This is a genomic window from Clostridium thailandense (assembly GCF_019207025.1).
Classification (GTDB): Bacteria; Bacillota; Clostridia; order Clostridiales; family Clostridiaceae; genus Clostridium_AM; species Clostridium_AM thailandense.
Window position 1 is genome coordinate 1 of record NZ_JAEEGC010000054.1, and the last position, 24,889, is coordinate 24,889.

Consider the following 24,889-nt stretch of genomic DNA (forward strand, 5'->3'; position numbering starts at 1 on the left):
GCATAAGTCTACTTTCGGCCGTTGTTACCTATATTATTTTACAAATCTCAAAAAGCGCTTTTTACCAATTTTCATGACTTCGCTGCAAGTTATAACTCTGCTTATATCATTTGATGTCAATTTTTCACCATTTAACTGAACGCCTCCTTGATTTATTAATCTCATAAACTCACTTTTACTCTTTATGAACTTCATATCCATTAACCTTGGAATAATATCCTCAATAGTTTCTTTTTTTAATCCGATTAAAAGCTCTGGAATATCGTCAGGAATGGCTTTCTTGCTGAATGCCATATCATAGTAAGCAACTGCTTTTTCCACATCCTCTTTTGTATGGTAAAGAGAGGTTATAATTATAGCTAAACGGTATTTAGCATTCCTTGGGTTTGAACCGTTATCCAGCTCTGCCTTGATTTTATCAATTTCATCGGGATGCTCATCTGTGGCTAGTTCAAAATATTTAATGATGAGTTTGTCAGGGATTTCCATGACTTTTTTAAACATTACTTCAGCAGCTTCATTAACACCAATATAGTTTCCAAGGCTTTTACTCATTTTTTCCATGCCATCTAATCCTTCAAGGATAGGCATAAAGATGGCAATCTGCTGTTCTTGATTCCAGGTTTTCTGTAGCGATCTACCCATAAGAATATTAAAGGTTTGATCTGTACCACCAAACTCGATATCAGCTTTAATTGCTATGGAATCATAAGCCTGCATTAGGGGATAAAAAAATTCATGGATTCCAATTGGAACCTGTTTTTGATATCTATTTTGAAAATCATTTCGTTCTAAAATTCTTGCAACAGTGGTGGTAGCAGCAAGTCTGATGACATCTTCAAAATTAAGTTTAGAAAGCCATTCACTATTAAATCGCACTTCTGTTTTTTCAATATCAAGTATTTTGAAAATTTGATCGCAATAGGTTTTGGCATTTTCTTTTACTTGTTCATCAGTTAGTGCAACTCTGCCTTTAGACTTTCCAGTAGGGTCGCCGATTTTTCCGGTGAAATCCCCAATAATAATTACTGCATGATGACCTAAAGTCTGCATTTGTTTGATTTTACGCAGTACAACTGCATGGCCTAAATGAATGTCTGGTGCAGAGGGGTCAAGGCCCAGTTTAATGATCATTGTTTTTTTCTCTTCACAGGATTTTTGCAGCTTTGAAAATAACTCTTCCTCGTTTATAAGAGAGTGAACTCCTTTGCAGATAATTCGCATTTGTTCATTTGCTGTTAACATATTTAACATCTCCTTGAAATATTATTTCAATATTTGCAAGGTCTATAAGAGTGTAAAAGCAGCAATAAAAAAACTCGCCCCTTTTTTCAAAAGGACGAGATTATATTTCGTGTTACCACCTTAGGTTTATAAACAACTCACATTGCTTACCTTATCAAGTACATCATTACAAAATGAGATACTCTATCACGATAACGGGTGCAGGTTTCCGTCGCAGCCTACTTAGTAAATCCGTTCGGTGCGAAGCTCAAAGATGTATTCACAATCATTAACCATGCACCTCTCATCATACGGTAACTTTCTGTCTGGTATACTGATTGCTACTAATTCTTATCGCAGCTTTTATTTCTTATACTCCAAAATGCGGAATGCCGCAAATTTTCGTTATGCAGATATTAATTAAAAAAATTATACTCTATGGTATATCTAAAGTCAATAGGTAAATGTATCTTTAAAATTAGATAGTTATATAGCATCATTATTTGATTTCAAAGAATCATCTAGTTCTATTTCGCATATATCATATTTCAAAGAATAGCCAAAAAAATTGTTCTTATGAGCCCAATCACACATCATTTCGAGGATAGGCACTATTTCTTTTCCACATTTTGTAATCGAGTATTCAACTCTTGGGGGAACTTCTGGATATACTTTTCTTTCTATAAGTTGGTTCTCTTCAAGATCTCTCAATTGCTTTGTTAATATCTTATGCGTTATATCCGGGATCAAATGCTGAAGTTGTCCAAATCTCAGGGTGTCATACTCTTTAAGAAACCATAATATTAAGGGCTTCCATCTGCCACCTACAACGCTAAAAGTAACTTCAAGCTCACATATAGCTTCTTTTGATTTTCTACTTTCTTTGCTCATAATAAATCTCCTTATTTGCATAGTTTATTAGTATTATTTAGGATACAATCTGTAATTAAAGCGTATTCTTGATTAGTATTATACTATAAACTAGCTAATATAAAAATTTTTTATCAACAATTTTACAACTCTGCTATTATATTTCCAGTTTCTGTAATAACGTAACCACCTATACCGAGTAACTCTGTCTTAAACTCCTTTGAACGTACAATGTCAATAATGGCTTTAAAAGAAGGTTTATTTAGATCCTCTTTTTTTATAACTAACTCATATCTTTCGTTTTGAAGTGGAATGAAATCTATATTTTGAACTTGAAGACTGGTTTTTTCATTTCCCAAACCAACATCGGCACTTCCACGGGCAACGCTGCTGGCAACTGCTAAATGAGAGAATACCTCTTTATTGTAACCTTTAATTTTATATCTATCTATATTAAGTTTACGCAATTGTTCGTCTAAAAGAATTCTAGTTCCACAGCCTTTTTCTCTGTTGATTATGATTATATTAGGTTTTTTTAAATCTTCCCAAGTTTTTATGTTCTTAGGATTTCCTTTAGCCACGTAAAAACCCTGCATCCGGCATGCAAGGTGAATTATTACTGTTGGGATGCCAGGGACAAGCCTTCTCACATAAGGAATATTATACTGATTAGAATCTCCATCCCATAAATGGGAAGTAGCTACTTGCACATTTCCTTGATAAAGTGCAAGCAAACCATTGTAGCTTCCGGTATATGAACGAAGAGCATGTACTCCATTAGGATGAAGCTCTAAATATCGTGATAATATGTCAAGAAGCATATCTTGACCACAAATTATAAAACCATCATTTGAGTAAATATCCTCTAAAAGAAGAGAAGAAGTTTTTATGAATTTTGAAGGAGTATTCTGATTTATTTCAGTATTTTTGATTTTTATTTGTTTAGTTCTATTTTTATACTCCTCCACATCTTTTAAATCTATTCTAATTTTTTTCCCAACCTTATACCCATTTAATTCTCCACGTTTTATTAATTCATATACTGTATTTTTAGCAATTTTTAATTTGTTTGCAACTTCTTGTGGAGTTAAAGATGTGTCTTCTAACATTTTATATCACCTACTTTCAGTATAGAGTGCATGATGAACACTTATTCACGATGTTAAATATATTGACAGTATTATTGGTAGGATAAGTTTTGAAAATATACTCTTAAGTAAAAATTAAGTGTCTGACCTTGACCTATACATATAATTATTCTGGAAAATTAGAAAGCTGCAATTTAATTTATATGTAAACTAAATTGCAGGCGCTTGGGATAATAAAAAATATCTTTAAAGGGCTTTTAGTAATTTGATATTTATTATAACATTTAATTAATAAATTATCAATTAAATTAGGCTAAAATTAATTAATAATTAAAAAAGTTCTTGATTTAATATTAAGATGCAATTATAATTAAACACAAAATATCATGACTATGTAAATTTGTGCAGTTTTATATTGTTATGTTATGTAATGTAACCTTTTATTAATTTAAATTTGGAGGTGTTCTTATGAAAAGTTTAAGAAAAAATCTATTTGCTTTTTTACTTTTAGGAATTATTCTTGTTTTTGTAGGCTGTGAAAATTCCAATAAAACTTCGAAAGACCAAGGAAATACTGATTCTACAAAATCACAAAGCAAAGCTGTTACCTTAACTGTATCAGCAGCAGCTAGTTTAAAAGATGCAATGGAGGAGATAAAACAAGCTTATAATAAAGAAAAACCAAATATTAAAATTACATATAACTTTGGGGCATCAGGGACACTGCAAAACCAAATTGAACAAGGTGCACCAGTAGACATATTTATATCAGCAGGAACAAAGCAAATGGATGTATTAAAACAAAAAAATCTTTTATTGAACGAAACAGTAAAGAATTTATTAGAGAATGAGGTTGTACTAATTGCACCAAAAGACGCAGAAAATATTACTGGTTTTAATGATTTAGCAGAGGATAAGGTAAAAAAAATAGCATTGGGAGAACCTAAAACTGTACCAGTAGGACAATATTCTGAAGAAGTATTAACAAATTTAAAATTGATGGATAAAGTAAAGTCAAAAATTGTCTTAGGTAAAGACGTAAAGGAAGTATTAGCATGGGTAGAAACCAAAAATGTTGATGCAGGGATTGTTTATGAAACAGATGCAAAAATATCCAACAAGGTTAAAATTATAGCTAAGGCACCTAAAGATTCTCATAAGCCTGTAATATATCCAGGTGCTGTTATTAAAAATAGTAAAAATGCAGACGTTTCTATAGACTTTATGAATTTTGTATCGGGAGAAGAAGGCAAGGACATATTAGAAAAGTATGGATTTAAGGTATCACAAAATAAATAATGAGTAAAGATGCTTTGAATACTTTGCTTAGTATGAACTAAATAGGGGGGATAAAAATATTGTTTGATTTGTCACCAATGTGGATTTCTTTAAAAACGACAATTACAGCTACATGTATAATATTTTTTATTGGGATTGCAGCTGCATACTTTATGGAAGGTTATCATGGGAAACTAAAAGGTGTCATGGACACTGTACTTATTCTTCCACTTGTTTTACCTCCAACAGTAGTAGGATTTTTTTTATTACTCATATTTGGAACCAATGGACCTATTGGTAAATTACTTCTTGAGCTTAATACAAGTATAATTTTTTCCTGGCCCTCTACAATAATATCGGCAGCAGTTGTTGCTTTTCCATTAATGTATAAAACAACAAGGAGTTCTTTTGAGCAAATAGATAACAACATTATAAATGCTGCAAAAACTTTAGGATTGTCTGAATGGACAGTTTTTTGGAAAATTATAATACCATTAGCGTGGCCAGGTGTAATTGTTGGTACGGTGCTTGCTTTTACAAGGGCACTTGGAGAATTTGGAGCAACGCTTATGATTGCAGGAAATATACCGGGTAAGACACAAACTATTCCAGTTGCCATTTATTTCGCAGCAGAAAGTGGAGAAATGAGTACAGCTCTTATATGGGTAATATTGATTGTAGCTATTTCTATGCTAGTTATGGTTTTAATGAATTGTTGGTCTGAATATCAAAGAAAATTGATATACGGATTTAGGGGGTAACACATGGGAATATACGTAGATATTGAGAAAAACTTACCTGAATTTAATCTGAAAGTTACTTTTAATACGAATGAAGAGATAATTGGACTCCTAGGAGCTTCAGGATCAGGTAAAAGCATGACTCTTAGGTGCATTGCTGGATTAGAAACACCTACTAAAGGAAGAATTGTTTTAAATGACAGAGTTCTTTATGATTCAGATAAAAAAATAAATATTAAAGCTAATAAAAGGAAAGTAGGATTTTTATTTCAAAATTATGCGCTTTTTCCTCATATGACAGTAGTTGAAAATATAAGGCTTGGATTAAAAAGATTTTCTAAAAAAGAGCAGGAAGGAAAGGTGAAAGAAAAAATAGAACTTATGCAGCTTGAAGGCCTTGAAAGTAAATTTCCAAACCAACTTTCTGGAGGTCAGCAGCAGAGAGTTGCTCTTGCAAGAACATTAGCAGTAGAACCGGAAATCTTATTACTTGATGAACCATTTTCAGCTATAGATAATCATTTGAAAAGTAAATTAGAAAGACAAATTATAGATTCATTATTAAATTATAAAGGCAATGTAATATTTGTTTCACATAACTTAGAGGAAATATATAGAATGTGCGAAAACTTAGTTGTACTATCTAAAGGAAAAATGTCAGCTTGTGGCTCAAAGGAAAAAATCTTTTCTAAGCCACCAACCTTATCAGCAGCACAGTTAACGGGATGTAAAAACATATCTAGAGTTAGAATCTTGGATAAAGATTATATTGAAGCATTGGATTGGGGGTGTAAGCTGAAAATAAAAGATAGCATTAAAGCTTCTGTAGCTTATGCAGGAATCAGAGCACATCACATTCATATCGGTGATTTCGATGGTGAAGATAATACCTTTAAAGGTATTATGGATTTTGTACGAGAAGGTCCTTTTACAGTTACAGTTTATTTGAAGATTATTGAAGAAGAAACAAAATACAGATCCGTGAGTTTACAATTAGAACTTACAAAGGAAGAATGGATTGCTATAAAAGATGTTCCACAGCCTTGGAATATATGTATTGATAGAGAAAAGCTATTTTTAATTGAAGATGAAAAATAAAAATTCTAAAAGCAGGTGAAAGCCTGCTTTTAGAATTTTATCCTTTTTCTAATTCGCTGCAGGAGCAAATCTAAAATTTTATATAAATTGTAAATTCTAAGATAAAATTTATATAATTTACTAGATTAACTAAAACAGCAGTATATAACAATTCATAACTAAACATAAAGTAACATGACATAACTCCATGTAATTTGAGGGGGTATAAAACCAGAATTAACTATGGCTTTGTCTAAATGTGATTAAAATAAATTTTAGAAAATTTTCAAAATAACGAATTGTAAATGTATTCTATTAATGATAAAGTGAGAAAATCGAATTAATTTAAATGATAAATCAACAAAAAATACCCTCAAAAATTAAGAAAATGTTAAAAATCATATTGAACATATAAATTTTTTATGTTATATTCATTTAAAGTCAAACAGCGAAAAGACTTTGAATAAAAAATTCGAGGAGGAATAGAAATGAGACAGGTAGCTATTTATGGAAAAGGCGGAATTGGAAAATCTACAACAACACAAAATCTTACAGCAGGACTTGCAACTATGGGAAAAAATATTATGGTAGTAGGATGTGATCCTAAGGCAGATTCAACAAGATTATTATTAAATGGTTTAGCTCAAAAATCAGTATTAGATACATTAAGAGAAGAAGGAGAGGATGTAGATTTAGATTTAATATTAAAACCAGGTTTTGGTGGAATTAGGTGTGTTGAATCTGGTGGACCAGAACCAGGCGTGGGTTGTGCAGGTAGAGGGATAATAACTTCTATAAACATGCTTGAGCAATTAGGAGCGTATACAGATGATTTGGATTATGTATTTTATGATGTATTAGGAGACGTTGTTTGTGGAGGTTTTGCTATGCCTATTCGTGAAGGAAAAGCGCAAGAAATATATATAGTTGCCAGTGGTGAAATGATGGCATTATATGCAGCAAATAATATATCAAAAGGTATTCAAAAATATGCAAATAGTGGTGGAGTTAGATTGGGTGGTATTATATGTAATAGCAGAAAGGTAGCTAATGAATATGAACTATTAGATGCATTTGCTAAGGAACTTGGAAGTCAATTAATTCACTTTGTTCCAAGAAGTCCTATGGTTACAAAGGCAGAAATAAATAAAAAGACTGTCATAGACTTTGATACAACAGCAGAACAAGCAGATGAATATAGACAGTTAGCACAGAAAATAGATGGAAATGACATGTTTGTTATACCAAAACCAATGAAACAAGAAAGACTAGAAGAGATATTAATGGAATATGGTCTTAATGAATAAAAGTGGAGTGAAATTATGAAAAATACACTAGAAAAATATATCCCCCATTTTGCGACAATGAGAGATATATTACGTGCAGAAATACTAAATATATTTAAGCAATTATATTATAACATAGTTAAATAAGGAGGTCAATTTATGTTAATGATAAAGGCTATTATAAGACCAGAAAAGACTGCTTTAGTTCTTTCAGAACTATGTGATGCAGGGTTTCCAGCTGTTACTAAATATGATGTAGTAGGAAGAGGAAAACAAAGGGGGGTCAAAGTAGGAGAAATATATTATGATGAGATACCTAAGGAAATTCTTATGTTAGTGGTAAAAGATGAAGAGAAAGAGGATGTAATAGGAATAATTATGAAAAATGCCAAAACAGGGCAAAAGGGTGCTTTTGGTGATGGAAAAATATTTGTTACCCCTGTTGAAGAGGTGTATACAATAAGTTCAAGCTCTAAAGAATTGTAAAGGAGGGGTACTTATGAAAGAAGTCACTGCTATTATAAGGATGCATATGGTAAATAAAACAAAAGAGGCTCTTCTCAAAGAAGGATTTTCTGGATTTACCTGCAGAAAAGTAATGGGTCGTGGAAAGAAAAAAATAGATTTTTCATTGTTTTCTGATGTAATTTCACCAGAGATTATTGAAAATAGAAATATTGCAGAACAGGTTTCAGAATTTCATAGATTGGTCTCTAAAAGGATGATAGTACTTTTAGTTAATGATGAAGATTTGCAGAAGGTAGTAAATACAATTATGGAAGTGAATAACACAGGGAACCCAGGGGATGGAAAGATATTTGTCGTTAATGTGTTAGATGCAATTAGAGTAAGAACTGGAGAAAAAGGAGCAGAGGCAATTTAATAGTGAGAAGAGGTGATTGTTAAATGAAGAAAGTAATTGACAAAGTTTTAGAAAAATACCCTGCTAAAGCTTTCAAGAATAGAAAAGAACATATAGTTGTAAAAACTGGAGAGAATGAAAAACCTATTATACAAGCAAATGTAAGAACAATACCGGGGATAATCACCAACAGAGGCTGCTGCTATGCTGGATGTAAAGGTGTTGTTATGGGACCTATTAAGGATATGCTTCATATAGTACATGGGCCTATCGGATGTGCTTATTATGCTTGGGGCACCAGAAGAAATAAGGCAAAGTTAGAAGAAGGAGGGCAAAATTTTATTGAATATTGTTTTTCAACAGATATGCAGGAAAGCGATATAGTTTTTGGTGGAGTTAATAAATTGAAACAAGCCATAAAAGAAGCAGTTGAAATTTTTCACCCAAAGGCCATAGGAATTTATGCCACCTGTCCTGTAGGTCTTATAGGTGATGATATTAATGCAGTTGCACAAGAGGCAAGAAAGGAATATGGAATAGATGTACTTGCTTTTAGCTGTGAAGGCTACAAAGGAGTAAGTCAGTCTGCTGGACACCACATAGCCAACAATATTATTCTAGAGAATGTCATAGGTAAAGGAACAAAGGAGCATAAAAAATATTCCATAGGTATTTTAGGTGAATACAACATAGGTGGAGATGCTTGGGAAATTGAAAGAGTTTTAAATAAAATTGGATACAATGTAGTTGCAACTTTAAGTGGTGATGCTACCTATGAAAGTATTGAAAATGCACACTCAGCAGATATAAACCTAGTACAATGTCACAGATCAATAAATTATATTGCTGAAATGATAGAAACAAAATATGGAACTCCATGGATAAAAGCAAATTTCATTGGTGTAACAGGAATGGTTGAAACCTTAAGGAATTTAGCAAAGTGCTTTGATGATCCATATTTATATGAAAAAACAGAGGAGGTTATAAAGGAAGAACTGGATGAAATTCAAGGTGAAATAGATTATTATAAGGAAAAATTAAAGGGAAAAACTGCATGTTTATTTGTTGGAGGCTCAAGAGCCCACCATTATCAAATACTGCTTAAGGATCTTGGAGTAAAAAGTATTCTTGCTGGCTATGAATTTGGTCATAGGGATGATTATGAAGGAAGAGAAGTAATTCCAACAATAAAAAAGGATGCAGACAGTAAAAACATTCCTGAAATTACGGTTACGATGGATAAAGACAAATACCGTATCATAATACCGGAAGATAAATATGAAATCTTAAAACAACAAGTACCATTAGGAGATTATACCGGAATGATAAAAGATATGGAGGAAGGCTCAATAGTAGTGGATGACTTAAACCACCATGAAACTGAAATGTTTATAAAGCTATTGAATCCGGATATGTTCTTCTCAGGAATAAAGGATAAGTACGTAGTTCAAAAAATGGGAGTTTTATCAAAACAACTTCACTCTTACGATTATACAGGACCCTATGCAGGCTTTAGGGGAGCATTAGTGTTTGCTAGAGAAGTAGCAGCTGGTGTTTATACCCCAGCTTGGAGGTATGTAACTCCACCTTGGAAAAAAGAACCGATGCTAGAAGGAACACTTGTTGGAGGTGATAAATAATGTTAGACATGACACCAAAAGAAATAATAGAAAGAAAAGCCTTAAAAATAAATCCTGCTAAAACCTGTCAGCCAATAGGAGCTATGTATGCAGCCTTAGGAATTCACAATTGTCTTCCACATAGTCATGGTTCACAAGGATGCTGCTCCTATCATAGAATGCAGCTTACAAGACATTTTAAAGATCCAATAATGGCATCCACTAGTTCATTTACAGAAGGAGCCAGTGTATTTGGAGGAGGGTCTAATATAAAAACGGCTATAAAAAACATTTTTTCTGTATATAATCCGGATATTATAGCTATTCACACTACTTGCCTATCAGAGACCATAGGTGATGATTTGCCTACGTATATATCTGATGCAGAAATACCAGAAGGTAAATTGGTTATTCATGCTAATACCCCAAGTTATGTAGGGTCTCATGTAACAGGATTTTCCAACATGGTTAAGGCTATGGTAGATTATCTTTCGAAAAATAGCGGAACTAAAAATGGTAAAATTAACATCTTACCTGGATTTGTTAATCCTTCAGATATGAGAGAGATTAAAAGAATATTTGATGTTATGGGAGTACCTTATATAATGTTTCCAGATACCAGTGGAGTTGTAGATTCTCCAATGGGAGAAAAATACGAAATGTATCCGAAAGGAGGAGCTAAGGTTTCAGATATTATTGATGCTGGAAACTCAGAGAAGACCATTGCTCTTGGAAGCTATACGTCTAAGGCTGCGGCAGTTGCTTTAGAGAAAAAGTGTAAAATACCTTTTCATATGTTAAAAACTCCAATAGGAATAGAAGCGGTAGATGAGCTGTTGATGGTCTTATCAAAGATGACAGGAAGAGAAATACCTTATGAGCTAGAGGAAGAAAGAGGACAATTAGTTGATTTAATGCTGGACAGTTATCAATATTTTCATGGTAAAAAAGTAGCTATTTATGGTGACCCTGATTTGGTAATAGCTTTAACTGAATTTGTGGTTAGTTTAGGAATGATACCTAAATATGTTATTACAGGAACTCCAGGAGAAGAATTTGAGAAAGAGGTTGAAAAAATAATGGAGAAAGCAGAGATAGAAGGATATGCTAAAAGCGCTTCAGATCTATTTCAGCTTCACCAATGGATTAAAAACGAGTCTGTAGATTTATTAATAGGAAATACTCATGGAAAGTTTATTGCCAGAGCGGAAGATATACCTTTTGTAAGATTTGGTTTTCCTATTTTAGATAGATATGCACATTATTATATGCCAACAGTGGGGTATAAGGGAGCTATTAGATTGATGGAAGCAATGTGCAGTGCAATACTCGATAGAATGGACAGAGAGTGCAGAGATGAAGATTTTGAATTAGTAAGATAGTTAAATTTTGATATATAAAGCTTAATTTATAAAATTTATATTTTAAATTCTTATCCCCTTTTGGGTTTAGATATTTATTTTATAGATTAAGTTTTATGTTATATCCAATGTTTGTTACTTTTAATATTTATAAAAACTATATTTAAACTTTAGAATTATTTAATTTTAGCAGGAGGTGAGTATATGGAAAGTTTACCTAAAGAGATTGTCAATGAGTGTCTTGAGACTGTAGAGAATATAGAAGAAAGAGTACAAGATTTGATAAAGGAAAGAGAGGCCTTTGTATGTTACAATTCTAAAAATAATAAGGGGACTTTAAGATGTGATGAAGAAAGTGTTTCGGGCTCTGTAAGTCAAAGAGCTTGCGTATATTGTGGGGCAAGGGTAGTTTTAAATCCTATTACTGATGCTTATCACATAGTACATGGACCTATTGGCTGTGCTAGTTATACTTGGGATATAAGGGGGAGTTTAAGCAGTGGTGAAGAAGTATATAGAAATAGTTTTTCTACTGATTTAAGAGAAACGGATGTTATATTTGGTGGAGAAAAAAAGCTAATTGCTGCAATAGATGAAATAGTAGAAAAATATAAGCCAAAAGTAATTTTTATATATTCAACTTGCATTGTTGGTGTTATTGGAGATGATACAGATGCAGTCTGCAAAATGGCAGAAAAAAAGCATAATATAAGGGTCATTCCAGTTAAATCTCCAGGTTTTGCAGGACATAAATCTATGGGATATAAAGCTGCTTGCAATGCAATCATTAATTTAATGGGAGAGGAAAAAAGCAACCAAAAACTAAATGGAATTAATTATTTAGGTGATTTTAATTTAGCAGGAGAGGTTTGGATTATAAATAATTACTTAAAACGTATAGGAGTTGATATAATTGCTAAAATCACCGGAGACAGCACATGCAGAGAAATAATGGAGGCACCTAAGGCAAAATTAAACATTGTACAGTGTGCAGGTTCCATGGCGTACTTAGCTAAAAGGATGGAAGAGCTTTATGGAATGCCTTTTCTAAAAATAAGCTTTTTTGGAGTAGAAGATACTAAAATATCTCTTATGCAAATTGCAGATGCTTTTGGAGATGAAACAATAAAAGAGAGAGCAAAGGAATTAATATATAAAGAAGAAGAAAAGGTGGAAAAAGAGCTTAATTATTATAGGGGAAGATTAAAGGGCAAGAAGGCAGCTATTTATGTGGGGGGAGGCTTTAAAGCTATTTCTTTAATAAAACAATTTAAAGATCTTGGTATAAAAACAGTTATGGTAGGGACACAAACTGGAAAAGCAGAGGATTATGACATTATAAGGAGTATAGCAGAAGAAGGAACAGTAGTATTAGATGATGCTAACCCAGCAGAATTGGAAAAGTTTATGCTTGAAAAAGGCGCAGATATATTAGTTGGTGGAGTAAAGGAGAGACCTTTAGCTTATAAACTTGGAGTGGCCTTTTGTGATCACAATCATGAAAGAAAGCATGCTCTATGTGGTTTTGAAGGAGCTGTAAATTTTGCAAAAGAAATAGACTTAACAGTAAATAGTCCTGTTTGGAAATATGTATAAAAGGGGTGATTAAGGTGAAAAGTAGAAATTTTGTCAATTTAAATGTAAATCCCTGTAAAATGTGCATGCCTATGGGTGCTGTGCTGGCCTTTAAAGGTATTGAAAATAATATGGTTATATTGCATGGATCTCAGGGTTGCAGCACGTATATCAGAAGGCACATGGCAACTCATTATAATGAACCTATAGATATTGCTTCCTCCTCTTTGACGGAAAATGGGACAATATATGGTGGAACTAATAATTTAAAAGCAGGATTAAGAAACATGATAAAGCTTTATAATCCATCAAGTATTGGGGTTATAACTACCTGCTTAGCTGAAACTATTGGAGAAGATATAAATAGAATTGTTAAGGAATTTTTAGAAGAAGAAAAAGTCCATGAGAAGCTTAAAATAATCACAGTGCAAACTCAGGGCTACGGTGGAAGCCATTCAGAAGGATATTATAGAACTTTAAGAAAAATAGTAGAGCAAGTGGCTGAGAAAAGGGAAGAAAATAATAAAATTAATATAGTAAGTGCAAATTTAAATCCGGGAGATGTTAGAAATATAAAAAGAATTTTAGACAGCTTTGGAGCCTCTTATATAATGCTTCCAGATGTATCAGAAACTTTAGATTCTCCGCATAACAACAATTATAAGAGAATACCAGAGGGTGGCACTAAAATTGAGGAAATAAAGGAAATGGGCGGGGCCGAGGCTACTATTGAGATGGGAATGACAATAGATAAAAGCCTGTCTCCAGGACAATATTTAGAAGATACTTTTGGAGTACCACTTTATAAAGCTCCAATTCCAATAGGACTTGAAAGTACAGATGAGTTTATTTTTCTAATATCTAGAATACTAGGAAGAAAAATACCAGAGGACTTAAAGACTGAACGAGGAAGATATCTAGATGCTATGATAGATAACCACAAATATACTGGCGAAGCAAGAGCAGTAATATATGGAGAGCCAGAATTAGTATTTGCTGAAGTAAATTTATGTCTTGAAAATGGAATTTTGCCTAAGGTTGTGGCTACAGGAGCTAAGAATGAAATTATAAAGACTTTACTAAAGGATAAGCTAAGTAATTTAAAAGAAGAAGCTATTGTTTTAGATGATACGGATTTTGATACAATAGAGTATCATGTTAAAAAAGAGAAGGTTAATATAATGATAGGTAATTCAGATGGACGAAGAATAGCTGGTAGATTGGGTCTTAAAATTCTAAGAACAGGTTTTCCTGTACATGATATGGTAGGAGCTCAAAGAAAGTTCTTTACTGGATATAATGGTTCCGCATTCTTCATTGATAATGTAGCTAATATCATATTAGAACATGCAGAAGAAACCTTTAGAAAAGACGCTTTTAATAAATATTATAAAGAGGAAAATAAAATGAATACTAAAGAAAAAGGAAATAATATGGAAAAAACTTTTACTCATCCTTGTTACAATAAAGGTGCCCACGAATTTGCCAGAATGCATATACCAGTAGCTCCTAAATGTAATATAAGCTGTAATTACTGCAGCCGAAAATTTGATTGTCCAAATGAAAGCAGGCCAGGAGTAACTAGTGAAGTTCTTACGCCAGAGCAAGCTTTATATAAGTTTAGAGAGGTTAAAAAGAAAATTCCTAATCTTAAAGTATTAGGTATAGCAGGTCCAGGAGATGCCCTTGCTAATTTTGAGGAAACAAAACGATCTATAGAACTTATAAAAGAAGAAGACCCAGATATAACCTTTTGCTTATCCACAAATGGACTAATGCTTCCTTTTTACGCAAATGAATTAATATCTCTTGGGGTTTCACATATTACTGTAACTATTAATGCTGTTGATAAAAAAATAGGAGCTCAAATTTATAAAGAGATAAACTATTTAGGTACCAAATATACTGGAGAAGCAGCAGCAGAAATACTTATGAATAATCAACTTACAGGATTAAGATACTTAACTGCAAATGGTGTAGTATGTAAAGTTAATACAGTAATGATAAAAGGAGTAAATGATAAGCATATTGTAGAAGTTATTAAAAAGGTTAAAAACTTTGGAATTTATATAACTAATATAATGCAGTTAATACCAGTTAAAGGAAGTGTGTTTGAGGACAAACCATTAGTTAGTACTGTTGAATTAAATGAAATGAGAAAAGAATGCGAAAAATATGTAAAACAAATGTATCATTGCAAACAATGTAGAGCAGATGCTATAGGTACTTTATCTTTGGACAGATCTATTGATTTTAGAAATTTCAATGGTTGTAATGGTGGATGTGGAAGTGAGAAGAAGGTTATAGAATTAAAAGAGAACACAAATAATTATAAATTTGCAGTGGCTACTAAAACTGGTATAAATGTAGATCAGCATTTTGGTCATGCAGAGGAATTTCATATCTATTCATATTCCGCAGGGAATATAACTTTTTTAGAGAAAAGACAAGTTGATAAATATTGCACTGGAATTGAGGAGTGTGATGAACATGAAGATAAAATTGATAAGATTATAAGAATTATAGGAGATTGTAATGCAGTGCTTGCAATTAGAGCAGGAGAACAGCCAGTAAAAAGACTTGAAGAAAAGGGAATAAAGTTCATTCAAATATACGAAGGCATAAATAAAGGGATTATAAAGGCAGTAAAACAACTGTTAGCATAGATTATAAATGAGATTTAAAAGTGCTTTAACTAGTTAAAAAACTTTCAAAGTTTTATTAGCAGGAATAATAAAAGGAGGGTTGAGGGTGAGTTTAAAACTTAATGGCTGTAAAAAGCTAATTTTAGATAGAAGTCTTATGGAAATCTTTAAAAATCAAGTAAGAATAGATAATACATTAATTATAAACTTTTTAAAAATAATGAAGGACATTGGGGTAGATTATTTCCAAATTGACAGAACTACTCTGGATAAAGTGAAAATTTATCCAGGGTTTTTTAACAATTATATATATGAAGTAAAAGATAAAAAAGACTTGAGCGTAATGGATAAATTTAAAATTATAAGTATGGATTTTGAAAAATTCTGGAGTATTCCGGTGCCTAAGTATATAAAAGCAATACTCCAGTTAAAAATAGAAGATTTATTAGAAGAAAACATGAGTAAAATAAAATGGGTTTTAATGAATCATAAGATAGAAGCAATAATGATAACTAATATAAGTAAATGTAATTATGATTCCTGGAGTAATTATATACTAAAATTAAAAGAAGCTTTTAATGTAAAGATTGGATTTTGTGCAAATAATAAGTTATACATGGGTACAGCAGTATCCATAGAAGGTCTTATGGATGGAGCTGATATAATAACTACAGTTTTTAATGGGACAGAATATGGATTTGCAGCTTTGGAAGAAACCTTAATGGCACTTAAAACAATATGTCATTGTGAAGTTAAAGGAAACTTAGAATTGTTATCACAGCTATCCTCTTTTTATAAGAAAATAACTTACAAAGAAATATGCTGCATTAAATCTGTTTTAGGAGAAGATATTTTTAAATATGAATCAGGTATTCATGTGGATGGAATAGAAAAAGATCCACATACCTATGAACCTTTTGATCCAAAAGAAGTTGGAAAGAAAAGAGAAATGCTGCTTGGAAAACATTCAGGAAGCAAGTCCATCATAGTTAAACTTAAAGAATTAAAAATTAATTATAATAATGTTAATATAAATGAACTTTTAGAAAGAGTTAGGGATAAGAGTATTCTTTTAGGAAGAAATGTTTTAGATGAGGAGCTTTTGAATATGCTGTAGAGAGGGTGATCGGCCGACACTTAACTTATACTCCGGAATATATAATTCTATTCATATAGTAATCTAGTCTATATGAAGGAGTATAATGATGACAGTCTTTAATATGTTTAATGCTTTTAAATACAAGAAGATAGTTATTATAGAAAGTAGGGGATACCATGAAGAATATAAATACTAAGTATGGAATACTAGAAGGAATAACTTCAGTGAGCTATTACGATAACAATCTAATAAAGGAATGTACCTTAAATAAGATAAACAATATTAAAACTCCTTATGGAATCTTTGTACCACAGTGGGATGACAGTGGAGAAAGGCGAAAGCTTACTTATTCTATTTCCTTTCATAAGAATGGCAATTTGAAAAGTATTTCTCTGCAAAATATGAGCTATCTTAATACACCTATAGGAATTTTACCAGCAGAGCTTATTACTTTTTATGAGGATGAAAGTATAAATAGAGTATTTAATTTAAATGGGAAAATATCTGCTTACTGGACAGAAGAGGATGAGTGTAAATTAGCAGATGACATAGAATTTAATCTTCCAATAGGAAGGTTTAGAAAAAAAACTATAGGAATACATTTTTATAAAAGTGGTGAAGTAAAGAGTATTACATTCTGGCCAAGAGACAAAATTACTATAAAATCTCCCATTGGCAATGTAGTAACCCGTATAGGCTTATCTTTTTATAAAAATGGAAATTTAAAATCTTTTGAACCTAGTGAGTATATATGCGTAAAAACTAAAATAGGTAATATAACTGCTTATGATAACAATCCTCTTGGAGTTAATGGAGATTCAAATTCAGTAAGGTTTTCTATAGATGGTGAAATTAAAAGTTTAACTACTTCTACAGATAAAATAGAGGTGATTTTAGAAAATGGAGCTAAAAAGGTTCATCAGCCACAGTTAAAGCCAAGCTTGTTAAGTGAAGGGAGTATGGAAATTGTTCCTCTCTGTATAGAATTTTATGAGAATAAGGTTTGCTTTGATAAAATCTATGAATATTTTGTAAGTGACTGCACCTTCAAAATTGAAAAAAAGATTTTAAAAATTGATTCTTCTTGCTCTAATTGTGCTGGGTGTTCTGGGTGTAGTTGAAGTAATTTAATGAATGCTTGAAATATGTGGAGGTGAAAGCATGTTTGCAAAAGTGGTAGATACTACCCTTAGAGATGGAGAGCAGAAGGCTGGAATTGCACTGGGGATGAAGAAAAAGTTGAAAATAGCAAAGCTTATAGATGAAATAGGGATATATCAAATTGAAGCTGGAATACCAGCTATGGGAGGAGAGGAAAAAGAGAGTGTTAAGAAAATTGCAGAGTTTGGACTTAAAAGTAAAATTTCATCCTGGAACAGGATGAATATTAAAGATATACAGCATTCTATAGACTGCTCTGTGGATATAATTCATATATCTGTTCCTTCATCTTATATACAAATAAATAGCAAGTTATGTAAGGATAAGAATTGGATTATTGAAAGTATGAAAAAAAGTGTAAGTTTTGCAAAAGAGAAAGGCTTTGAAGTAACTATTGGCTTTGAAGATTCTTCTAGGGCGGATATTAATTTTATGATTAAATTGTGTAAAAATGCACTAGCTTTGGGAGTAAGGAGAATTAGATATGCGGATACAGTTGGGGTTTTATACCCAAGAAAGACTTATAAACTAATAAAGCAGATAAAAAATGAAGTACCTGTAGAAATAGAAATTCATGCTCACAACGACTTTGGTATGGCACTTCCGAATTCTTTGGCAGCTATTAAGGCAGGTGCTGAATTCGTGGACTGTACGGCTGCCGGAATAGGCGAGAGGGCTGGCAATTGCAAGCATTCAGAGCTTTTTAGCGTACTCAAAAATTATAAAATAGAAAGTAATTATACAGATAAAAATCCTTTAGAGGAGAAAGAAAAAATAATTTTAAGTTCTATGCTAAATGTATAAAAAGGTTCTCTAGCGCTTATATATTTTAAAAAAATATATACAAATTATGTAAAAAATATGATAATATGTAAGCGTGAAGAGGTGGTAATGTGGAGAAAGTGTATGCTTTAGAAAAAATAGATAATATTGGCAATATAGAACTTACAAATGAAAATTTACTTTATATTATAGATAAACTAAAGCTGGAAAATAGTTATCTTAGAAAAATCAAAAAATATGGTTTAGTTTGGGAAGAACAAATAGAAGAGGCAGAAGAAATTTTAAAAAATAATTATCCTGTTCTTACAGAAGTCAAAGAAAAGGAAATATGTAATGGAAATACCGATATAGCAAATGTACTAATTGAAGGAGATAACTTATATGCTTTAAATACTCTATTATTTACTCATGGAATGAAGGGTGAAAAACAGATAAATATTATTATTGATCCACCATATAATACAGGAAATAGAGATTTTATCTATAATGACAATTATGTTAATGAAGAGGATAGCTATAGACATAGCAAATGGATATCCTTTATGAATAAGCGTTTAAGATTGGCAAGGGAGATTTTAAGCAGTGATGGAGCTATATTTATATCAATAGATGATAATGAGCAAAGTCAACTGAAAATGTTGTGTGATGATATATTTGGAGCTGAGAATTTTATTAATTGCATAAGCGTTAAAACTAAAAGTGCGGCAGGTGCAAGTGGTGGTGGGGAAGATAAAAAGCTAAAAAAGAATATAGAATATCTACTTATCTACTGTAAAAACAGAGAAGAATGTAATTTAAAATCTGTATATAAAGAGCAGCTTTTGATGAATGTCATAAAAGAGAGGAGAGAAGAAGGAAGACAGTATGATTATAGGCAGGTGCTTATAGATGAAGGTACTAAAAAGTATATGTACACTATAAAAGATGGCTTCTCAGAAGATATTAAAATTTATAAGCATGAAGGATATGTTATGAAGAACATATCAGAGGTCATGGAAGAGGAAGGGTTGACGGAAGATGAGGCTTATCTAAAGTATTTCTCTAAAATATGCAGTAGTACCAATTCACAATCTTCAATAAGAAAAAGGGTAATAGAAGGTACCAAAGATGATAGAGGTCTTCTGTCTATCGAATATGTTCCTAAAACAGGTAAAAACAAAAATAGATTAACTACTAATTATTATATTAACAGCAGAATAGTTATATGGTTATCAGATGTAGCTTATATGAAAAATAAAAAAATATACAAAAAGGAGAAACTAGGAACTTTATGGGATGATATCAGCTGGAATGGAATTTCTAATGAAGGAGGAGTAGCTTTTAGCAGTGGTAAGAAACCTTTAAAATTTATAAAAAGAATTGTTTCAATGTGTGATCCTAGTGGTATTTTTATTGACTTTTTTGCTGGTTCAGGTACTTTAGGGCAGGCTATTTTGGAGATGAATAATGAAGATCACGGAAATAGGCAGTTTATATTATCTAACCTTGACAGAGAAACTCCAAACAGCTGTTTAAATATATGTGAAGGCATAACTTATAAGCGTATAAAAAATATTATCACAGGATATATGAATTCGCATGATACCTTTATAAAAGGAATAGACGGGAAATTGAAATATTATAAAGTAGAGTTTATTCCTAAGCTGCAGAGTAGAGATACTGTAAAAATACAACTAGCAGATAAGTGCACTGAACTTTTATGCATAAAGGAGAATTGTTTTAATCTGTATAAACAAGAAAATGATTATAAAATTTTTAAAAATAATAATTTAGTTATGGTAATTTGTAAGAACTTTATGGATTATTCTATTATCAGTAAGATTAAGGAAGACTTAATTGAGTTACATTCCTATAAAAAAATTCTTTATGTTTTAAGCTTAAACTATGAAATAAGCCATTGGGAATTTCAAGAACTAGATAATATGGGAATAAAGGTTGAAACCATACCACAAAAAATTATGGAAGTTTATGAGGAGGCACTAAAACTATGGTAGTGCTAAAAAGTTATCAGAGGAAAGCAGTTGAAGAATTACTCACTAAAACTAACAAGCTTCTTGAAAATTCCGAGAATAAAAAATTATTAGTTTTTAAAGCACCTACAGGAGCAGGTAAAACTATAATTGTATCAAAATATATTGAGATGTTCAGCAAACTTAAAGATAAAGATTTTTGTTTTATATGGATATCAATCGGAAAAGGTCACCTGCATGAGCAAAGTAGAAACAAAATAAGCAGTTTATTGGAAGGCAGCCCTCCATGCAGACTATTAGAGGATGTTATTAGAGATGGAATTATAAAAAGAAATTCCATAGTAGTGGTCAATTGGGAAAAGCTAAATGCAAAGAAGAATGGAGTATGGGATAACATTTTAATGAGAGAAGGAGATGAAATAAATTTTATAAGGCTTTTAGAAAACACCAGGCGTGTAAGAAAAATTATGCTAATTATTGATGAAAGTCATAATAATACTGATACAAGGACTTCAAAGGAGCTAATGAATATAATAAATCCTGAAATTTTGCTTCAAATGAGTGCCACTCCTAAATACATACCTACAGGAGAAGATATAAATGATAACAGGGCTGATTTCGTAAAAATTTTTGCAGAAGAAGTCATTAAGGCTGGAGTAATTAAAAAGGAAGTATTGATAAATGACAATATTGACGATATAAGTTTAGAGGATAAAAACTCTCTTGAGATTGTTTTAGAAATGGCAATTAAAAGAAGAGCCGAATTAAGCGAAGCTTTTAGTAAAGAGTATACTGTGATAAATCCATTATGCCTTATTCAAATACCTAATGCTAAAAGGGGAGAAGAGGTTTTAAATAAGCTCCTTACAATACTTAAAAACAAGGGAATATCAGTAGAAAGTAATAATCTTGCCATATGGGTAAATGGTAATTCTAAGAACTTAGAAAACATTGAGGATTTTAATTCTAAGATTGATGTTTTGATTTTCAAAATGGCTATAGCTACAGGATGGGATTGTCCGAGGGCACAGGTACTTTTAAAGGTTAGAGAATCTGGAAGTGAGATTTTTGATATACAAACCATTGGAAGAATTCTTCGCATGCCTGAGCAGAGATACTATAAAAATGAAATTTTAAATAAAGCCTATATATATACCAACAATAAAGATATCTCTGTTAAAGTTAACAATCTTTCTTTGGTTAAATTCTTGAAGGCTAAAATTAAGCCAGAAATGAAAAATATTGTTTTGCGTTCATATTATAAAGAACCTAGTAAGACTATGATTGTTAAAAGAAAACTATTAGATCCTATTTTTTATTCTGAGGTTTTAAAAGAACTAAATGTATCAGTAGAAAAAAGCTATGTAGATAATTTATACGTTCTAAACAAATTGAATTTTAATATGGAAATTGATAATTTGGAAAGTCAGCTTATGTATGATGGTCGTATTGAAACGTCAAAATTAGATAGAGTTAATGTAAAAATAGATCATAAAGATAGAAAGGTAAAGGTATATGAATTTGATATTGAAGAAGCCTTTACAAATCTTGTGAAAACAACTTCTGAAACCTTTTACCCCTGTTTAAAGGAGCTTATCTACAAATGTTTTTGTGATATTCTTGGCTATAGCCTGAAGGAAACAGGTATAATAACTAAGATACAAGCCTTATTTATTGTTAATTATGAAAATTTTTTTAAATCCATATTAAGGAGTACTATAGATAAGTACATGGAGGAATATAAAAAATGTGAACTCACAGAAGTAAAAGAGCATTATTACAATTTTTCTATAAAGGAGACAAAGCTTATTGAGGATTTTTCTTATGAACTCTTTAAATCAGAAAAAAGTATATATGATAAATGCTACTTAAAGAAGAATAGAAGACAAACTGAAAAAATCTTTGAAAACTTCTTGGAGAAAAATGGAGACAAACTCCTATGGTGGTATAAAAATGATGATAGAGGGAAGGAGAGCTTTGCTGTACGTTATGAGTATAATGGTGAACCACATGCCTTTTATCCAGACTACATTATGCTTTTTAAAACTGGATTGACTGGAATATTTGAAGTTAAATCAGAAAATGATAGGGAAGTAGATACCAAAACTAAGGCGAAAAGTGAATATCTGCAAAAATACTTAAAGGAAGAAATAGCAAAGGGAAAAAACATTATTGGGGGAATAGTTGAAGTATCAGACAAAAATGTAAGAATCAATAATAGTAGAGAAGAATATATTGTTGATGCGGCACATTGGGAAGGTTTTAAATGTTAATTTATGAAGAAAACCATACTGTATCTATGCAAAAGTTGATACAGTATGGTTTATTTGCAGACGATTAATCTTTTGAACTATCAGAATTTGAAATTTCAAATTGTCTGGTTTTTCCCATCATATAAGCTAACTCAATGATTCTTTGCTCTTCCTCAGACATTTCTCTATTAAACATTTTTTCAAATTGCTTAATTAGTCTAGAGGTATCAAGCTTGCTTTTTTCGATTTTATTTCTAGTATTTTTATTTATATCGTAAGTATTAATTTTAAGTTTTTCATTATAAATTTTTTTAAAGATCTCCGCTGTATAGTAAGCATCGTTAAAGGCATTATGAAAATCACCTTGAAGGTTAAGTTTTAATAATTCTACAGCATTTTGCAAACCAACATTAATACCCTTTGGAAGCTTAAAGTATTTAGATACATAGGACTGAAGATTAATATACTCTTTAGGAAAATTTATGACATCTAGATTATGATATTTAATATTTCTAAAAAGTTCTTTTATGTCGGAAACTCCCCATACACAAAATATACTCCTATCAGATCCAATGAATTTCAAAAATTCTTTATAAACCTCTTTAAAAGATTCTGCTGTATTTAACATATCTATTGTAATACCTGTCATTTCCTCTACAAAAGGATTCATAGTAGTATATAATTTAGGTTTAACTAGTCTATCAAAAGTATAAAGAATCTGGAGGTTTTTATCAAGCTTTACAGCACCAATCTGAATTATTTCAAAAGGACATTCTGAAAATATTAGATCCTTATTTTCTTTCTTAGAACTTAAGTTTTGATTAAATTCTAAATCAAATACTATATAATTCATTATTTTTCTCCTAAGATTGTAAGTTTCTATATTTGATTATAGCATAAATAAGAATCAATAAGGTTATTTTTATGTGTTTTTTAAGAGCATTCTAAGAGCAAAATATATTAGTAAAAGACCAACAATTATATTTAAAAATTGTATTACTTGAGTTGGAAAAAATACATTAGCAAAGCTTCCTATTAAGGAAATTAAAGTCAAAAAAATCATTGTAGATAAAAGTGCACCAAAACCAAAAAAGTATATATCCTTCTTTTCCATATTTTCTTCTGCGACCTTAGCAGAAAATATACCTGCCCAAAAAACTATTGTAAGTGGATTTGAGGCAGTTAAGATAACTATACGAATAAATATATCATTTGAATTAGGAATATTAAACATACATAAGCTTGGTAGAAAATCGATATTGAATTGACTTAAAATCATACTAATTCCAAAAACAAACAAAATAACAGAACCAAATATTTTTAAACATATTCTTATATTTCTTCTATTAATTATTGAAGCTATACCAAGAGTAGCTATGGTAATGAAAATACCATCTACTAAAGTTGCACCTAGTGTAGCTATTTCGCCAGCATAAAAGCCTTTTAGGACAGCTATTTGAAATATAAAAATACAAACGGGACCGATTGCAAGCTGTAATAACATACCAAATTTAAAACCTTTAAAAATCATTTTGGAACCTCTCAAATGTTAATATTTTCTTTCAGGGAAGAAAGCGTTATTATTGTATTTGATTTACTTACACCTTTGATTTTCTTTAATGTATGAGATACAAAGTCTTCTAAGGCTTTAGTATCTTCTACAAGTACCTTTAATAGATAATCATATTCACCAGCTACATGGTGGCATTCTAATACAGAATTATATTGAACTATAGATTTTCTAAATTCATCTATATTTTCTGTTTTATCGATGTTAACAAAAATAAAGGCTAAGAGCTTAAAATTAATTTTATCCCTGTTAACTTTTATAGTATATTTTTCGATTACATCTGCTTCTTCCAGTTTTCTTATTCTCTCAGCTACAGCAGGAATGGAAAGGCTTACTCTTCTACTTATTTCTGAAGTAGAAGCTCTACTATTTTCTTTTAAAGCATCAATAATTTTTAAATCAATTGAATCCATATAATCACCAACTTTT

21 protein-coding genes and 1 other annotated feature are annotated in these 24,889 nt (G+C 31.2%); of the genes, 15 read left to right on the forward strand and 6 right to left on the reverse strand.

Translation table 11 applies throughout. The features are described 5' to 3' along the window. Positions 1-33: 33 nt before the first annotated feature. From tyrS to I6U48_RS12715, 3 genes are all read right to left on the reverse strand, one after another. Complete coding sequence (gene tyrS / locus I6U48_RS12705; protein ID WP_218320841.1) at positions 34-1,245, reverse strand: tyrosine--tRNA ligase; 1,212 nt, start codon at positions 1,243-1,245, stop codon at positions 34-36. Positions 1,246-1,332: 87 nt separating this feature from the next. Next, positions 1,333-1,591 (reverse strand) — a binding site (T-box leader). A gap of 119 nt (positions 1,592-1,710) precedes the next feature. After that, positions 1,711-2,115: a winged helix-turn-helix transcriptional regulator gene (locus I6U48_RS12710; RefSeq protein WP_218320842.1), complete on the reverse strand. Its 405-nt coding sequence runs from the start codon at positions 2,113-2,115 to the stop codon at positions 1,711-1,713. A 122-nt stretch (positions 2,116-2,237) separates the two neighbouring features. Next, positions 2,238-3,203 (reverse strand): substrate-binding domain-containing protein, encoded by a 966-nt coding sequence (locus I6U48_RS12715; protein ID WP_218320843.1) that lies wholly within the window; start codon positions 3,201-3,203, stop codon positions 2,238-2,240. Between the two features lie 447 nt (positions 3,204-3,650). Here I6U48_RS12715 and modA point away from each other — a divergent pair, with 447 nt between their 5' ends. The 15 genes from modA to I6U48_RS12790 all read left to right on the forward strand — a co-directional run bounded on the left by modA (position 3,651) and on the right by I6U48_RS12790 (position 22,911). Next, a complete protein-coding gene (modA, locus tag I6U48_RS12720; RefSeq protein ID WP_218320844.1) occupies positions 3,651-4,481 on the forward strand; it encodes a molybdate ABC transporter substrate-binding protein in 831 nt (276 codons plus the stop codon). A gap of 56 nt (positions 4,482-4,537) precedes the next feature. Next, positions 4,538-5,221 carry a molybdate ABC transporter permease subunit gene (modB, locus tag I6U48_RS12725; RefSeq protein WP_218320892.1) on the forward strand — a complete coding sequence of 228 codons (684 nt, stop codon included), beginning with the start codon at positions 4,538-4,540 and terminating at the stop codon, positions 5,219-5,221. Positions 5,222-5,224: 3 nt separating this feature from the next. Continuing rightward, the gene (locus I6U48_RS12730; RefSeq protein ID WP_218320845.1) at positions 5,225-6,298 is read left to right on the forward strand and encodes a sulfate/molybdate ABC transporter ATP-binding protein; all 1,074 of its coding nucleotides are present in this window, start codon (positions 5,225-5,227) and stop codon (positions 6,296-6,298) included. 467 nt (positions 6,299-6,765) lie between these two features. Continuing rightward, positions 6,766-7,584, forward strand: coding sequence for a nitrogenase iron protein (nifH, locus tag I6U48_RS12735; RefSeq protein WP_218320846.1), 819 nt, complete (start codon positions 6,766-6,768; stop codon positions 7,582-7,584). A gap of 138 nt (positions 7,585-7,722) precedes the next feature. Further along, complete coding sequence (locus tag I6U48_RS12740) at positions 7,723-8,049, forward strand: P-II family nitrogen regulator (RefSeq protein WP_218320847.1); 327 nt, start codon at positions 7,723-7,725, stop codon at positions 8,047-8,049. A gap of 13 nt (positions 8,050-8,062) precedes the next feature. Next, on the forward strand, positions 8,063-8,446 hold the full coding sequence (locus I6U48_RS12745) for a P-II family nitrogen regulator (protein WP_218320848.1): 384 nt from the start codon (positions 8,063-8,065) through the stop codon (positions 8,444-8,446). 23 nt (positions 8,447-8,469) lie between these two features. Beyond that, a complete protein-coding gene (nifD, locus tag I6U48_RS12750) occupies positions 8,470-10,065 on the forward strand; it encodes a nitrogenase molybdenum-iron protein alpha chain (RefSeq protein WP_218320849.1) in 1,596 nt (531 codons plus the stop codon). Further along, entirely contained in the window at positions 10,065-11,426 is a 1,362-nt protein-coding gene (gene nifK / locus I6U48_RS12755) for a nitrogenase molybdenum-iron protein subunit beta (RefSeq protein WP_218320850.1), read from the forward strand. Before nifD ends, nifK begins: the two co-directional genes overlap by 1 nt. 183 nt (positions 11,427-11,609) lie before the next feature. Continuing rightward, positions 11,610-13,001: a nitrogenase iron-molybdenum cofactor biosynthesis protein NifE gene (nifE, locus tag I6U48_RS12760; RefSeq protein ID WP_218320851.1), complete on the forward strand. Its 1,392-nt coding sequence runs from the start codon at positions 11,610-11,612 to the stop codon at positions 12,999-13,001. 14 nt (positions 13,002-13,015) lie between these two features. Continuing rightward, positions 13,016-15,646: a nitrogenase cofactor biosynthesis protein NifB gene (gene nifB, locus I6U48_RS12765; protein ID WP_218320852.1), complete on the forward strand. Its 2,631-nt coding sequence runs from the start codon at positions 13,016-13,018 to the stop codon at positions 15,644-15,646. Between the two features lie 85 nt (positions 15,647-15,731). Next, positions 15,732-16,742 (forward strand): homocitrate synthase/isopropylmalate synthase family protein, encoded by a 1,011-nt coding sequence (locus I6U48_RS12770; protein WP_218320853.1) that lies wholly within the window; start codon positions 15,732-15,734, stop codon positions 16,740-16,742. 158 nt (positions 16,743-16,900) lie between these two features. Next, positions 16,901-17,845: a hypothetical protein gene (locus I6U48_RS12775; RefSeq protein WP_218320854.1), complete on the forward strand. Its 945-nt coding sequence runs from the start codon at positions 16,901-16,903 to the stop codon at positions 17,843-17,845. A 40-nt stretch (positions 17,846-17,885) separates the two neighbouring features. Next, entirely contained in the window at positions 17,886-18,689 is an 804-nt protein-coding gene (locus I6U48_RS12780) for a hydroxymethylglutaryl-CoA lyase-like TIM-barrel protein (protein WP_218320855.1), read from the forward strand. A gap of 89 nt (positions 18,690-18,778) precedes the next feature. Continuing rightward, positions 18,779-20,662 carry a site-specific DNA-methyltransferase gene (locus tag I6U48_RS12785; RefSeq protein WP_218320856.1) on the forward strand — a complete coding sequence of 628 codons (1,884 nt, stop codon included), beginning with the start codon at positions 18,779-18,781 and terminating at the stop codon, positions 20,660-20,662. Further along, positions 20,656-22,911 (forward strand): DEAD/DEAH box helicase, encoded by a 2,256-nt coding sequence (locus I6U48_RS12790; protein WP_218320857.1) that lies wholly within the window; start codon positions 20,656-20,658, stop codon positions 22,909-22,911. Before I6U48_RS12785 ends, I6U48_RS12790 begins: the two co-directional genes overlap by 7 nt. A 64-nt stretch (positions 22,912-22,975) precedes the next feature. Here I6U48_RS12790 and I6U48_RS12795 read toward each other — a convergent pair whose 3' ends face one another. The 3 genes from I6U48_RS12795 to I6U48_RS12805 all read right to left on the reverse strand — a co-directional run bounded on the left by I6U48_RS12795 (position 22,976) and on the right by I6U48_RS12805 (position 24,873). Next, complete coding sequence (locus I6U48_RS12795) at positions 22,976-23,743, reverse strand: 3'-5' exonuclease (RefSeq protein ID WP_218320858.1); 768 nt, start codon at positions 23,741-23,743, stop codon at positions 22,976-22,978. A 69-nt stretch (positions 23,744-23,812) separates the two neighbouring features. Next, positions 23,813-24,421 carry a LysE family translocator gene (locus I6U48_RS12800; RefSeq protein WP_218320859.1) on the reverse strand — a complete coding sequence of 203 codons (609 nt, stop codon included), beginning with the start codon at positions 24,419-24,421 and terminating at the stop codon, positions 23,813-23,815. Positions 24,422-24,432: 11 nt separating this feature from the next. Then, entirely contained in the window at positions 24,433-24,873 is a 441-nt protein-coding gene (locus tag I6U48_RS12805; protein WP_218320860.1) for an Lrp/AsnC family transcriptional regulator, read from the reverse strand. Positions 24,874-24,889: the final 16 nt, after the last annotated feature.

Excerpts from the sequence above, each read along its gene's own strand:
- tyrS (WP_218320841.1), bottom strand. The coding sequence starts at position 1,245 with ATGTTAACAGCAAATGAACAAATGCGAATTATCTGCAAAGGAGTTCAC.
- I6U48_RS12710 (WP_218320842.1), bottom strand. The coding sequence starts at position 2,115 with ATGAGCAAAGAAAGTAGAAAATCAAAAGAAGCTATATGTGAGCTTGAA.
- I6U48_RS12715 (WP_218320843.1), bottom strand. The coding sequence starts at position 3,203 with ATGTTAGAAGACACATCTTTAACTCCACAAGAAGTTGCAAACAAATTA.
- modA (WP_218320844.1), top strand. The coding sequence starts at position 3,651 with ATGAAAAGTTTAAGAAAAAATCTATTTGCTTTTTTACTTTTAGGAATT.
- I6U48_RS12730 (WP_218320845.1), top strand. The coding sequence starts at position 5,225 with ATGGGAATATACGTAGATATTGAGAAAAACTTACCTGAATTTAATCTG.
- nifH (WP_218320846.1), top strand. The coding sequence starts at position 6,766 with ATGAGACAGGTAGCTATTTATGGAAAAGGCGGAATTGGAAAATCTACA.
- I6U48_RS12740 (WP_218320847.1), top strand. The coding sequence starts at position 7,723 with ATGTTAATGATAAAGGCTATTATAAGACCAGAAAAGACTGCTTTAGTT.
- I6U48_RS12745 (WP_218320848.1), top strand. The coding sequence starts at position 8,063 with ATGAAAGAAGTCACTGCTATTATAAGGATGCATATGGTAAATAAAACA.
- nifD (WP_218320849.1), top strand. The coding sequence starts at position 8,470 with ATGAAGAAAGTAATTGACAAAGTTTTAGAAAAATACCCTGCTAAAGCT.
- nifK (WP_218320850.1), top strand. The coding sequence starts at position 10,065 with ATGTTAGACATGACACCAAAAGAAATAATAGAAAGAAAAGCCTTAAAA.
- nifE (WP_218320851.1), top strand. The coding sequence starts at position 11,610 with ATGGAAAGTTTACCTAAAGAGATTGTCAATGAGTGTCTTGAGACTGTA.
- I6U48_RS12775 (WP_218320854.1), top strand. The coding sequence starts at position 16,901 with ATGAAGAATATAAATACTAAGTATGGAATACTAGAAGGAATAACTTCA.
- I6U48_RS12780 (WP_218320855.1), top strand. The coding sequence starts at position 17,886 with ATGTTTGCAAAAGTGGTAGATACTACCCTTAGAGATGGAGAGCAGAAG.
- I6U48_RS12790 (WP_218320857.1), top strand. The coding sequence starts at position 20,656 with ATGGTAGTGCTAAAAAGTTATCAGAGGAAAGCAGTTGAAGAATTACTC.
- I6U48_RS12795 (WP_218320858.1), bottom strand. The coding sequence starts at position 23,743 with ATGAATTATATAGTATTTGATTTAGAATTTAATCAAAACTTAAGTTCT.
- I6U48_RS12800 (WP_218320859.1), bottom strand. The coding sequence starts at position 24,421 with ATGATTTTTAAAGGTTTTAAATTTGGTATGTTATTACAGCTTGCAATC.
- I6U48_RS12805 (WP_218320860.1), bottom strand. The coding sequence starts at position 24,873 with ATGGATTCAATTGATTTAAAAATTATTGATGCTTTAAAAGAAAATAGT.